At 39.4% G+C, this 13,527-nt stretch carries 12 protein-coding genes and 1 tRNA gene; 1 reads left to right on the top strand and 12 read right to left on the bottom strand.

The genetic code is table 11. The features are described from left to right. Window positions 1-18: 18 nt before the first annotated feature. Window positions 19-831 carry a 2,3,4,5-tetrahydropyridine-2,6-dicarboxylate N-succinyltransferase gene (locus tag HNP38_RS03645; RefSeq protein WP_184184609.1) on the bottom strand — a complete coding sequence of 271 codons (813 nt, stop codon included), beginning with the start codon at window positions 829-831 and terminating at the stop codon, window positions 19-21. A gap of 129 nt (window positions 832-960) precedes the next feature. Further along, window positions 961-1,536: a C40 family peptidase gene (locus tag HNP38_RS03640; RefSeq protein WP_184184606.1), complete on the bottom strand. Its 576-nt coding sequence runs from the start codon at window positions 1,534-1,536 to the stop codon at window positions 961-963. Window positions 1,537-1,688: 152 nt separating this feature from the next. On the opposite strand from HNP38_RS03640, the gene HNP38_RS03635 reads away from it, so the two are divergent. Then, window positions 1,689-2,339, top strand: a complete 651-nt coding sequence (locus tag HNP38_RS03635; protein WP_184184603.1) for a hypothetical protein — start codon at window positions 1,689-1,691, stop codon at window positions 2,337-2,339. Between the two features lie 53 nt (window positions 2,340-2,392). Here the strand turns inward: HNP38_RS03635 and HNP38_RS03630 are convergent, their stop codons facing one another. The 10 genes from HNP38_RS03630 to HNP38_RS03585 all read right to left on the bottom strand — a co-directional run bounded on the left by HNP38_RS03630 (window position 2,393) and on the right by HNP38_RS03585 (window position 13,470). After that, window positions 2,393-2,764: a hypothetical protein gene (locus tag HNP38_RS03630; RefSeq protein ID WP_184184600.1), complete on the bottom strand. Its 372-nt coding sequence runs from the start codon at window positions 2,762-2,764 to the stop codon at window positions 2,393-2,395. 28 nt (window positions 2,765-2,792) lie between these two features. Beyond that, a tRNA-Ala gene (locus HNP38_RS03625) sits at window positions 2,793-2,866 on the bottom strand. Between the two features lie 236 nt (window positions 2,867-3,102). Continuing rightward, window positions 3,103-4,518: a TolC family protein gene (locus HNP38_RS03620; protein WP_184184597.1), complete on the bottom strand. Its 1,416-nt coding sequence runs from the start codon at window positions 4,516-4,518 to the stop codon at window positions 3,103-3,105. An 89-nt stretch (window positions 4,519-4,607) separates the two neighbouring features. Next, complete coding sequence (locus tag HNP38_RS03615) at window positions 4,608-7,754, bottom strand: efflux RND transporter permease subunit (protein ID WP_184184594.1); 3,147 nt, start codon at window positions 7,752-7,754, stop codon at window positions 4,608-4,610. Then, a complete protein-coding gene (locus HNP38_RS03610) occupies window positions 7,754-8,938 on the bottom strand; it encodes an efflux RND transporter periplasmic adaptor subunit (RefSeq protein ID WP_184184591.1) in 1,185 nt (394 codons plus the stop codon). Before HNP38_RS03610 ends, HNP38_RS03615 begins: the two co-directional genes overlap by 1 nt. A gap of 1 nt (window position 8,939) precedes the next feature. Beyond that, window positions 8,940-9,395: a transcriptional regulator gene (locus HNP38_RS03605; RefSeq protein ID WP_184184588.1), complete on the bottom strand. Its 456-nt coding sequence runs from the start codon at window positions 9,393-9,395 to the stop codon at window positions 8,940-8,942. Between the two features lie 124 nt (window positions 9,396-9,519). After that, window positions 9,520-10,035 (bottom strand): GNAT family N-acetyltransferase, encoded by a 516-nt coding sequence (locus HNP38_RS03600; protein WP_184184585.1) that lies wholly within the window; start codon window positions 10,033-10,035, stop codon window positions 9,520-9,522. Window positions 10,036-10,211: 176 nt separating this feature from the next. Beyond that, on the bottom strand, window positions 10,212-10,442 hold the full coding sequence (locus HNP38_RS03595) for a DUF2007 domain-containing protein (protein ID WP_184184581.1): 231 nt from the start codon (window positions 10,440-10,442) through the stop codon (window positions 10,212-10,214). 62 nt (window positions 10,443-10,504) lie between these two features. Then, a complete protein-coding gene (lat, locus tag HNP38_RS03590; RefSeq protein ID WP_184184578.1) occupies window positions 10,505-11,830 on the bottom strand; it encodes an L-lysine 6-transaminase in 1,326 nt (441 codons plus the stop codon). 89 nt (window positions 11,831-11,919) lie between these two features. After that, a complete protein-coding gene (locus tag HNP38_RS03585; protein WP_184184576.1) occupies window positions 11,920-13,470 on the bottom strand; it encodes an aldehyde dehydrogenase family protein in 1,551 nt (516 codons plus the stop codon). Window positions 13,471-13,527 lie beyond the last annotated feature (57 nt).

The following is a 13,527-nucleotide window of genomic DNA, read 5'->3' as shown; positions in this document are numbered from 1 at the left end:
TATTAGTTTTAGCTTGATTTAAACTGCTACATTGTTTTCCCTTAGTGCATCATTCAGGGAGGTCTTCTTGTCCGTAGACTCCTTTCTCTTCCCGATGATCAGGGCACAAGGAACCTGATACTCCCCTGCCGGATATTGTTTAGTGTAACTTCCCGGAATAACTACCGAGCGGGCAGGTACTCTTCCTTTGATCTCTACCGGTTCGTTTCCTGTAACATCAATGATTTTTGTAGAGGCGGTCAGTACAACATTTGCTCCCAGTACAGCTTCTTTTTCCACATGTACACCTTCTACCACAATGCATCTTGAACCGATGAAACAATCGTCTTCAATGATCACCGGAGCAGCCTGTAAAGGCTCCAATACACCGCCGATCCCTACACCACCGCTTAAGTGAACATTTTTACCGATCTGTGCACAGCTTCCAACAGTTGCCCATGTATCAACCATAGTCCCTGAATCCACATACGCTCCAATGTTGACATAAGAAGGCATCATGATCACTCCCGAAGCCACGAAAGAGCCTTCTCTTGCAATAGCATGAGGTACAACTCTTACTCCTTTTTCCGCATAATTTCTTTTTAAAGGAATTTTGTCATGAAATTCAAATGGGCCTACTTCAATGGTTTCCATCTTCTGGATCGGGAAATACATCACCACTGCTTTCTTCACCCACTCATTTACCTGCCATCCATTTTCTGTTGGCTCTGCTACACGAAGTTCTCCTGAATCCAGTAAAGATACCACCTCCCTGATGGCTTTCTGGCTGTCTTCATTTTGCAATAAGTCTCTGTTATCCCAAATATTTTCAATAGTTTGCTGTAATGACATGTTTCTTGTTTAAAATTATGTGTGCCAAAGATACAAAAAACTTAAGCAAAACTTTATTTACTTCCAAGATGAAATCCCGCAGATTTGGCAGATGTACACAGATTTTTTAATTCTTATTTCTGATATTTTTTATAGAACTCTTTGGGCATGAAGATAAGCCTTATTCCAGTACTTTTCGTTGAGTGAGGAAATAATTACCCCTTTTGAAGTGGATGCATGAATAAATTTGATCTCGCCGTCATCTCCGATATCATGAACAATACCTACATGAGATACCCGGCTTCCACCAGCAGTGGCAAAGAATAACAGATCACCCGGTTTTACGTCCCTGATATCAATCTTTTTGCCTGTTTCTGCCTGATCAGATGATCTTCTGGGTAGTTTTAAATCGTTTTCTTCAAATACTTTTACCGTAAAACCAGAACAATCGAATCCTGAAGAAGTATTTCCTCCGAATTTATACGGAGCTCCCATATATTTTTCAGCATCTTTTAAAATATCCTTTACAGAACCTGAAATATTTCCGCTGAAACCTGAATCAAGCTTTCTGAGGTTTTCAGATTTGGCTACTGATTTTGTTGTAGTATGGCTTTTCTTCTCTGATACGTTTTTAGAGCTCCCGCATGAAAAGGCAATTGAGGATGCTATCAGTAAAGCGGATAATCGTCCTATTCCTATATTTTTTAGAATCAAACCAGGTTCCATATCTATCTGATTTTAAGAGTGTAATAATTATTTTTACAAATATACTACTTATATTTTAATTATATATAAACTATACTATAACTATACTATAAATATATGTTAAAATTTTGTATTTCATTAAATATCATTATATTTGACTTCAATTTACTGTTATGGCTACATATGAAAGTTTTATAAAGCTTAAAGGCTCTGTCGGAGATCTGGTTTTCTATACTCTTAATGGGAAAAATGTAGTCCGGAAGAAAAGCGGTTTCAGTAAAACTGCCTTCAAAAAGAATCCTGCTTATGAGAAAGTACGGCAGAACAGTTCTGAATTCGGGCATTGTTCCAAAACCGGGAAAATAATAAGACAGGCTCTTGACCCTTATATCAGAGAGGCGGAGGATCCACTACTCTATCAAAAATTTGCGAAGGTGATGACAGAGATCAAAGATTATGATTTGATTTCTGAAAGAGGAAAAAGAACCATACCGAATGGTCTGGCCACCGATATCGGGAAATCAGCTCTTAAAAAATTTCAGTTTGGAAAAATCCTCAATTTAGGTGGAGAAGCCTCCATCTCATTAGGCTTATGGAATAAAAGTCTGCATCTGAATAAAGGTTTTTCAGCAGATGAAACTGAAATTCTCACGTTAAAGATAGATTTTGAGAATTATCTGACGGAGCACAAAGTGGAAAGAATACCAGTGAAGCCACAGCAGACTGAAGTTGTTTTTGAAAAACATTTCTCAGATGATGATCCTTTGCTGCATTTTATCGTGCTGAGAAAAGATGGCAGGATTATTAATATGGGATTCGTGTAAAATAAAAAAGCCTGTAAACTCAGTTTACAGGCTTATATATTGAAAATTATTCTTTATTCTTTTTCTCCCGTCCATGAACCAGATCTGTCCGGAGTAGGTACTGAATTTCTCCAGGTTCCGTTCCCTTTTTTATCGATCGTCAGAGTTCCTGTGAATTCCCCGTCTGATGGTAATCCTATTACGGCATTCAATTGTCCTGAAGTATCTAAATTACCCGAAATATTATAGTTTTCGTTAGTAGGTTCAGAATGCATGGTTCCTGTTATTTTGCCATCGCTGGCTACCACAAAACTCCATGTTCCTTTTTCACTGCCATCATAAGTACCGGACCAGGTTCCGATATAATCATAGATATTTTCTTCTTCTGAAGAATCACAACCAATGAATGAAAACGCAATTAATAAAAGTAAAAAAAGTTTCTTCATAGTTTTATAACCGAATTAATTATCCTTGTGGAGGATACGGGGATCGAACCCGTCACCTTTAGACTGCCAGTCTAACGCTCTAGCCAGATGAGCTAATCCCCCATTTCAATCTTCATTTCCTGAAGCGCTACAAAAGTAAGTATTTATACCAGATATACAAACATTTTGTTAAATTTTATTTAATAAGACTGTTAATTAATTATATAATGTTCATTTTTTAAGCAAGAGATAAAATCATTTTTAAACAGGAAAGATTTTATAACTAATTGATCTTTAATTTATCACATAAAAAGGCATGCATTATAGAATACACACCTTTAATATATATTTAACAAGATTTATTTCCATCCGCCGCCCAAAGCCTGATACAGCTCTACGGCAGCTTTCATTTTATTGTATTCAGCGTTGGCGATATTGAGCTCTGCATTCAGGGAATTTACGCTGGCATTCAATACTTCCAGATAATTGGCCATTCCGTAATTGACAAGCTCCTGGGAGTAATTCACAGATTTTTTATAAGCCTCAAGCTCTTTTCTTTTCAGTTCAATGAAAGAATCCTGTACCGAGAAAACCCTGATGGCATCTGAAACCTCTTTCCCGGCAGTGAGTACGGTTTTCCTGAAGTTCAAATAAGCGGATTCCTGATTGGCAAGGCTTACCTCATAATTGGTTTTGATCTGTCTCCTGTTCAGAATGGGTTGTGCCAATCCGGCGACTACATTTGCAAATAATGAATTCACACTGAATAAATGATCAATATCTACCGACTGCACGCCCCCGCTTCCTGTGATCCTTAAGGTAGGATAAAACTGAGCTTTCGCAGCATTGGTCAATTCAAAAGCATTCATCAGGCTGTATTCTGCTCTCATTACATCCGGGCGGTTGGCCAGTAATTGGGCAGGATATCCGAGATCTATATAGGCCGGAAGCTTCTGGCTTTCCAATGCTGATCTTTCTATAGCATGTGACGGCTCGCCCATCAACAGGCTCATAGTGTTCTCTAATAATTGTATCTGAGTATCGATATCAATCAAGAGGGATTTTGCATTATATACCAGAGCCTCACTTTGCTGAACGGCTACTTCCGTAAGAGTTCCTGCCTCTTTCAGAGCTTTCGTGGTTTCCAGATTCTTCTCACGAAGAGTAATGGTTTCCCTGATAATTCTTTTCTGCGCATCAAAAGTAAGCAGCTGATAATAAGCGGATGCAATGGAAGCCACAAGGTCACTTTTTACCGCTTTATGAGCTGCAACGGTTCCCAAATACGTGGCAAGCTGAGCTTTTTCCTGGGCTTTCAGTTTACCCCAGATATCGGCTTCCCAACCTAAGCTGGCGGTAATATCATACTGATTGATATAACGTCTTTCTCCAATGATCTGCCCGAACTGGGTATTCAGTGACTGGGTCTGAAAGGTATAATTGGGACCTACGGAAAGTGTAGGCTGATAGGCTGCCTTGCTTTGTTTCAGATAAGCTTCGGCAGAGGTAATGCTCTGCAGGGCAATCCTTATGTCTAAATTATTATCCAAAGCTTTGGAAATATACCCCTGAAGTATAGGATCCGTGAAAATCTCTTTCCAGGATACATTGGCAATATTTGTGCTGTCCTTCGGAAGCATATCTGTACGGAATAGTTTTTCGTCTGCTATGGTGTTCGGCCTTTCATATTCTTTTCTTATGGTACAGGACGAAACTGCACCCAGAACAAGCACTGAAAAAGTTATTCCTTTTATGATGTTTAACAAACTCTTCATTTTTTTTAATTAGAAATTAGAGGTTAGAAGCTAGATTCCGGTTTTATACTCATTTCTAAGGTCCGGCATCTCACTTCTCCAATTAATTTTTATTCTGCTAATTTGATGTCTTCTCTTTTTATCGGTTTTATTTTCTCCTGCAGGGTTTGGAAAACCACATACAGCACCGGTATTACGAAAAGGCCTAAAATAGTCCCTATCAATAATCCTATGGCTGCCCCCGTAGCGATCGATCTGTTTCCTACAGCCCCGATCCCGCTTGCCAGTACCAATGGTAATAATCCGAAGATGAAAGCAAATGAGGTCATCAGGATCGGCCTTAGTCTGGCTTTTGCCGCATTGATCGCAGACATAATGATGGTTTCCCCATGATATCTTCTCTGAACCGCAAATTCCACGATCAGGATGGCATTCTTTGCCAATAAACCGACCAGCATGATGAGAGCGATCTGGAAATAAATGTTATTCTCCAGTCCCATAACCTTCTGCCCAAAATAGGCGCCCATTACCCCTAAAGGAAGTGAAATCACAACAACCAGAGGAAGGATATAACTTTCATATTGAGCCGAAAGGATGAAGTATACAAAAATAAGGCTCAATGCAAAGATCAATAGGGTCTGGGATCCTGAATTTAATTCTTCTCTTGATAATCCTGTGAACTCAACATCATAATTAGGCCCTAAGATTTCTTTGGCAACCTGCTGTACGGCCCCAATGGCATCTCCTGTACTGAATCCCTGGGAATTGGCTCCTGTGATCTTCACAGACGTAAACAGGTTATAACGGCTCACTGATTGCGGGCCATATGTTTTTTCAAGAGTAACAAACTGGGAAATAGGTGACATGGCTCCGGAGCCTGTTCTTACATAAAGCTCATTAAGGTTATCTATGCTTTTTCTGTTATCAGGAAGAGCCTGAACCATTACCCTGAACTGTTTTCCGTATTTGGTAAAATCGGCGGTATAAATTCCTCCGATATAGCCCTGCATCGTACTTAAAATATCATTTACGGAAACTCCGAGCTGCTTGGCCAACGGAACATTGATCTCCATCTGATACTGCGGATATCTGGTATTGAATGATGTCTGAGCAAAATCAATTTCGGGCCTTTCCATTAATTTACCTATGAGTTCATTGGTTTTAGTGTCCAACTGTGCATAATCTCCGCCAGCCTTATCCAGCAGAACCATTTCAAAACCGGCACTGTTACCAAAACCGGGTACACTCGGAGGCTGGAAGAACACTACTTTTGCATCGGGAACTTTTCCTGCGATCCCGAATAGTTTTTTGGTAATTTCCTCGGAAGTCTGGCCGTCTTTTTTCCTTTCATCGAAAGGTTTTAATTTAACGAAAGCAAGACCGTTGTTACTCCCATTTCCTGATAAGAAGCCTCTTCCTGTAGATATGGTCACGTTTTGTACTCCCGGAACTTTTAAAGCATTTGCCTGTAATGTTTTCAATACATTATAGGTTCTTTCCATAGAAGCTCCCGGAGGCAGCTGTACGTCTGTAAAGATAATTCCCCTGTCTTCTGTAGGCACAAAACCTTTTTTCATCGTAGAACTTGTCCAGTATAAGATACCTCCTGTGACTGCAAAAATGACCAGGGTAACCCATTTGTGCTTTAAAAGGAATACAAATCCTCTTCCGTACCGTTCAGTTGCAGTTTTGAATGCAATATTGAACTTATAGAAGAATTTCTGTATAAAATTCAGGTTCTTGTAGTTTTCATGATGCTCAGCATGGGGCTTCAGGAATAATGAGCATAATACCGGGCTTAATGTTAATGCATTAATTGCCGAGATAATGATCGCTACGATCAGAGTTACCCCAAACTGTTGGTAGAATACCCCTGTAGGCCCTGTAATAAATGTTACCGGAATAAATACGGATGCCATTACCAAAGTAATTGAGATAATAGCTCCCGTGATCTCATCCATGGCTTCCACCGTTGCTTTTTTAGCATCAGAGATCCCATGCTCCATCTTGGCATGGACTGCCTCGACGACGACGATAGCATCATCAACCACAATACCAATGGCAAGCACCAACGCGAATAGCGTCAGTAAGTTTAATGAATATCCGAATAGATTGAGGAAGAAGAATGCTCCCACAATGGATACCGGAACAGCAATAGCCGGTATGAGTGTAGATCTGAAATCCTGAAGGAAAATATATACTACGATGAATACGAGAATAAATGCTTCAATGAGGGTATGGACAACCTTTTCAATGGACGCATCCAGGAACTCATTGGTGTCGAAGTTATATGTATATTTAATTCCCTCCGGAAATGTATTTTCTGCTGATTTAAGATATTCCTTGATATTTTTAATGATCTCCTGGGCATTGGATCCCGGAGTCTGAAAGAGCCCCATACTGATGGATGGATAGTTCCCATTTTCACCCACGCCGGTATAAGACTGGCCGGCCAGTTCAACTTTTGCTACATCTTTCAGCATTAGGTTCTGGCCGTCTCCAAGGGATTTAATGATAATATTATCGTACTGCTCTTTATCGTTGAATTTTCCTACATACTTGATGATATATTCAAAGGAACTTCCGCTGTTCTGACCTATGGAACCCGCAGCAGCTTCCCTGCTCTGCTCGTTAATTGCATTGGTAACATCGGTTGGGGTAATTCCATAAGCAGCCATTTTTGCCGGATCCAGCCAGATCCTCATGGAATAGTTTTTACCCCCGAAAACGTTGGCATCACCTACCCCATTGATTCTTTTTAGATTGGGAATGATATTAATATTAAGGAAGTTCTGAAGATACACATCATCCAAGTCCTTATTTTCAGAATAGAAAGACATATACATCAGGGCGCTGGTCTGCTGCTTCTGGGTGACTACCCCGGAACGTGTTACTTCACTCGGAAGCAAGGGAGTTGCTCTGGCTACACGGTTCTGAACGTTTACCGCTGCAATGTCCGGATTAATCCCCTGCTTGAAGAAGATCTGAATATTGGCAGAACCGTCATTTCCTGCAGAAGAAGTAATGTAATCCATTCCTTCCACCCCGTTGATCTGTTCTTCCAAAGGTACTACCACACTTTTCATCACAGTTTCCGCATTGGCTCCGGTGTAGTTTGTGGTCACACTCACTGTGGGCGGGGCAATGTCGGGATACTGCGTAACCGGAAGGGAAATAAGCCCTAAAATACCGAGGATAACAATCAGAATTGATATTACGGTAGATAAAACCGGCCTGTTAATAAAGTTCTTTATCATTAGAATTTCGGTTTTATAGATTGAACAAGGCTATCCATTTTTATAGGCTTCGGTTTTACTGCAGTTCCCGGCTTTAGGCCTCCGATCCCTGCTGCAATGACTGTTTCTCCTTTGTTGACGCCTGATTTTATTAAAGCCATATTATCAATTCTTTCGATAACATCTACCACTACATTTTTGGCCGTATCTTTTTCTACTTTATATACATAGACAATGCCCTGCTGTTCATAAGTAGCACTTTCCGGAATTACCAATACATTATCATATCTTTGAGGAAACCTGATGGTTCCGCTATTGCCGTTACTTAACAATTTTTGAGCGTTTGAGAATGCCACTCTGAACTGGATGGTTCCGGTTGTAGGATCAATCTGCCCTGTAATGGCTTCTATTCTTCCTTTTTCAGGGTAAAGGCTTCCGTTGGCCAATTGCAGCTCAACCATCGGAAGATTTTTAATCTTTTCAGGCACGGAAGCTCCTATCGATTTTTCAAGGAAATCAAAATATTCTTTTTCGTTCATTGAAAAATAGGCATAGATCCCTGAGGTATCCGAGATGGTTGTTAATGGGATCTGATCTGTTGGCCCGACCAAACTGCCCACTTTTAAAGGAAGCTTTCCTATAACTCCTGAAATAGGTGCTCTGATCACAGAATACTCAATATTGGCTTCTACTCCTTTATAGTTGGCAGAAGCCTGCTGTTTTGCTGCAACAGCCTGTTGAAGCTGTGCCTGTGCTCTTGCGAGATCTGCCTGAGCGGTCTGAAGCTGTACGTTGCTGATGATATTTTTAGCAACAAGGGGCTTCAGTTTATTCACTTCTACCTGAGCAGCATTTACTGCGGCTTGTGCAGCAGCTATATTGGATTGTGCTGCTCCTATCCCTGCTTTTGCTGCTGCGGCATTTTCATTTAAAATATTGGTTTCCAAACGGAATAAAGGCTGCCCTTTTGTAACATACTGTCCTTCATCTACAAGTACCTGGGTAATATATCCCTGGATCTTAGCCCTTACATCATTATTTACCCGTCCCTGAATGGTAGCCGGAAATGTCTGATATCCTACCACATTTTTAGATTCCACCGATACCACCGGATAAGGCTTCGGGCCATCCTGCTTTGGAGCTTCTTTTTTGCATGCAGCCAGTGAAAATGCTGCCACAGAGAGTATTATGAATTTATTTGTCATTTTACAGCTTATTAAGTGATTCCTGAATATTTTTGATGTTTCTGTTTAAAAGGGATTTATAAATTTCCATTTTCGCGTTGTCATCTTCATCGTGTACTTTCCTGAAATTATTTAAATCATCTATTAATTTTAGTTCGTCCTTCATTTTCTGGACTATTTTTTCGAATCTTATTTTCTTGTATCCGTCATTAATGAAAAAATAACGTTTTCTCTCATCCATCTTATTATGGTCTGTAATAAGCTCTGCATTAAGCAGCCATGAAATGCTTGTAGAAACGGAGCTTTTGCTTGCAGAAAATACTTCCACAAATTCATCGAATGGTATGCCTGCTTTCTCAAAATCGAAAATAAGATAGGCATAGATCTTTGAAGCTAAAGGCGGGATATTGAAAATGGTGCCGTAGAATTTAACAGCATCCTGGAAAATTTTTTCATCAATTTCTATACTTCTATTCATAATATAAAAATTTGAAGCAAAATTATAAATTAGTTCAGAACTAAACGAACAAAGCTGATAGAGTTTCTCAATACAGCTTGTTTTAAAAATTCAATGAAAGTAGATTTAACCTTTCTCTTTTTTTTTACATCACTATCTTTTCGAAGGCTTTCCTGATGCCTCCGCTTAAGTATACTTCACCACAGTAGGAATATTCTTTGCTTTCAAGGATTTTCAGCATAGCCGTATTATCAAAATTGGTATCCACTTTTATACTAGAGATGTTTTGGGATCTGGCAAAATCTTCTATATGGTCAAAAAGTTTTTTGGCCAATCCCTGTCCTGCAAACTTTTCATCAACAGCTACCCTGTGCACGACTACAAAATCCCCGGTACTTAACCATGCCCCGTCGATAGTGTCATAAGCCGGTTCATCATTCAGTATTAAAGCACTGTAAACGGCAATTTCACCATTTACCATAAGAACATACCCTACTCCTTTTGTAATATCATTTTCAACAGTTCCAAGGTTAGGATATCCGTTCTGCCATTGGGCACTTCCGTCTTTTCTTCTTCTTTCGATAGCCTGCAGCAAGATTCCCCAAATGATATTCACGTCTTCAGGATTGGCTTTTCTCAGGATAATTTCTGCTGAACTCATAATGTATATTTATATTTTAAGATTTGGGTAAAGCCGGTTCGATTACGGATTAAAACCTGTCTCTATTGATAAATTGCTTACTCCCGGTTTTATTAAATTTTTGAATTAAAAAACCGAAAACTAATCAGATTAATTTTCGGTTCGAAGTAGTAAAATTTAAAATTATGAAATTGTTTTTATTGATTTTCACTTTGTTGAAGATAGGCATCTATAATTTCAAATGCTTTCTTCTCGTTTTCCAGATCTACCATAACCTTTAATGAAGTCGCTGTGGGCGTTGTTGTAAAAGTAAGGTAATTGTTCTCCACTGCATTGGTAATTCTGGCTTCTTCCAGTTTTGATCTGATCAATTGTATTTCTGAAGGATTGTCACTCTCAAAAACTGATACTCTCGTATTTCTTTCCATATTCTCCCCTTTTTCAGTATTTAAAAGTACAATGTTTTTTCCTAAATTACAAATGTTTAGCTTTAAATTTTGTTAATATTATTTTCAATTTTATCCAGGGCAATCTGAATTTCTTCCTGGGTAACATTCAAATGCGGACGGAAACGAAGTGACTGGTCACCACAGGCAAGAATAAATAAACCATCTTTGAAAAGTTCGTTTCTTAAAAGATCTCTTTGCTCCTGGGTTGGCAGGTCAATAGCACACATTAATCCTCTTCCTCTTGCATTGGAAATTTTATCCGGATATTTATTGGCTAAGTTTTTCAAGCCTTCTAGTAAGTAATCCCCTACAACTCTTGCGTTCTCAACCAGGTTTTCTTTTTCAATCACTTCCATTACCAACTGGAAACGAAGCATATCGATAAAGTTTCCTCCGAAGGTAGAATTGATTCTTGAACTTTCTCTGAACACATTATCAGGGATCTCGTCAAATTTTTCTTTATTGGCCAAAACTCCGCAAACCTGGGCTTTTTTACCGAAAGAGATGATATCCGGCTTTGCACTGAAATGCTGGAATGCCCACATTTTCCCTGTGATCCCGATCCCGGTCTGTACTTCATCGAATATCAGCAGAACTTCATTATCATCACAAAGTTTTCTTAATTCAACGAAGAATTCGTCTCTGAAATGATTATCCCCGCCTTCTGCCTGAATAGGCTCGATGATAACGCAAGCTACTTTATCCGGATTGGAAAGTATGGCTTCTTCGATATGAAGCAATGCCAGTCTTTCATTTTTAATGGTTTCTTCTAAATTTTCCTCAGTAATCGGGAAAGTCAGTTTTGGATTCAGGATCCTTGGCCAGTCGAATTTAGGGAAATATTGGTGCTTTCTCGGGTCTGAGGTATTGGTTAAGCTTAAAGTATATCCGCTTCTTCCGTGGAAAGCCTGCCTGAAATGAATACAGATCCCGGCTTCTGTCTGAAGCCCTTTTTCGAAATTCTTACGGGTTTTCCAGTCGAAGCAGGCTTTCATCGCATTTTCCACGCCTAAAGTTCCGCCTTCGATGAAAAAAGCATACTGTAGTTCTTCCGGCAGCACCACTCTTTCAAAAACCTCTAAAAAGTGGGCATATTCTTCTGAATATACGTCTGCCAAAGTAGGCTTATTGATTGCCATTTTCCCCAGCCATTCTGATCTTTCAAGAAGATAAGGGTGGTTATACCCGATGGATGCTGAAGCGAACATGGAGAACATATCCAGATATTCTTTATCGGTAAGTTTATCATACAGCCATGATCCGTGGGATCTTTCGATATCCATTACAAAATCAAAACCGTCTGCCAAAACGTGTTTACCTACTGTTTCTTTTACTTTATTTGCTTTTATTTCAATTGTATGTTCCATATAATTTAAAATTTAATGATTAAGGAATTCGGAAAAAATACATGATAAATAATTTCCGGATCTCTACATCTCTCAATTTTTTAATTTATTTATAAGTCAAATTTAATTCCCTGTGCTAAAGGAAGCTGTGCTGTATAATTTATTGTATTGGTTTGTCTTCTCATATAGTATTTCCAAACGTCTGAGCCGGACTCTCTTCCGCCTCCTGTTTCTTTTTCACCTCCGAAGGCTCCACCAATCTCAGCTCCGGAAGTTCCGATGTTTACATTGGCAATTCCGCAGTCTGATCCGGCATGGGAAAGGAATAATTCCGCTTCTCTGAGGTTTTGGGTCATAATGGCTGATGACAATCCCTGTGGAACATCATTCTGAATCGCGATGGCTTCATCCAATGTCTTATATTTTATCAAATACAGAATAGGGGCAAATGTTTCATGCTGAACGATCTCGTACGAGTTCTTTACTTCGGCGATGCACGGCTTTACGTAACATCCGGATTCATATCCTTTTCCTTTCAGAACTTCTCCTTCAACAATGAATTTGCCGCCTTCTTTTTTACATTTTTTAATGGATTCCTCATACTGGTTGGCTGCATCAATGTCGATCAATGGGCCTACGTGGTTGTTTTCATCCAGAGGATTTCCTATTTTTAACTGCCCATAAGCTTTTACCAGTCTTTTCTTTACCTCGTCATAAACACTTTCGTGAATGATCAGCCTTCTGGTGGTTGTACATCTTTGTCCTGCTGTTCCTACCGCTCCGAAAACCGCTCCAATGATAGACATATCCAGGTCAGCATCTTTAGAAATGATGATGGCATTGTTTCCTCCTAATTCAAGGATAGATTTTCCGAATCTTTCGGCTACTCTTGAAGAAACCATTCTTCCCACTCTTGTAGAACCTGTGAAAGAAATAAGGGCAACACGTTTGTCATCCACCAATTTCTGACCGATCTCATGATCAGCTACCAATACGCTTGAAATTCCTTCCGAAAGCTTATTTTCTTTCAAAACTTCAGCCATGATATTCTGGCATGCAATGGCACACAGCGGGGTTTTTTCAGAAGGCTTCCAGATGGTGACATTTCCGCAGATCCATGCTAAAGCAGTATTCCATGCCCAAACGGCAACCGGGAAATTAAAGGCTGTAATAATTCCTATAATTCCCAAAGGATGATACTGTTCATACATTCTGTGCCCCGGCCTTTCTGAATGCATCGTGTACCCGTGAAGCTGCCGTGAAACCCCAACTGCGAAATCACAGATGTCGATCATTTCCTGCACTTCTCCCAGCCCTTCCTGCAAAGATTTACCCATTTCATAAGAAACAAGCTTTCCAAGGTCATCTTTATATGTTCTTAGTTTTTGTCCTAGTTGTCTTACAATTTCTCCTCTTTTAGGAGCCGGAATCAATCTGAATTCCTGAAATGCTTTTTGAGCGGATTCAATTACTTTATCATAATCACTTTCTCCGGAAGTCTTTACCTTTGCGATCAATTTACCATCAACGGGTGAAAAACTTTCTATTGTTTTTCCTGCTGCAAAATATTTTCCGCCTACTGATGTTCCCTTATTTTCTTCTTTAATACCTAGATTTTTGAGTGTTTTTTCGATTCCGAAATCTTTGACTTTTTTAGACATAAAATGTTACTTTTCGTTTCCTATAAAGATAAAAATAATATACGAATCCCAAAATTT

Origin of the sequence: Chryseobacterium defluvii, from assembly GCF_014204415.1 — a bacterium.
In the GTDB taxonomy this organism is placed as follows: Bacteria; Bacteroidota; Bacteroidia; order Flavobacteriales; family Weeksellaceae; genus Chryseobacterium; species Chryseobacterium defluvii_A.
Note: the sequence above shows the minus strand (reverse complement) of the source record. Positions and strands in the feature narration are given on the sequence as shown.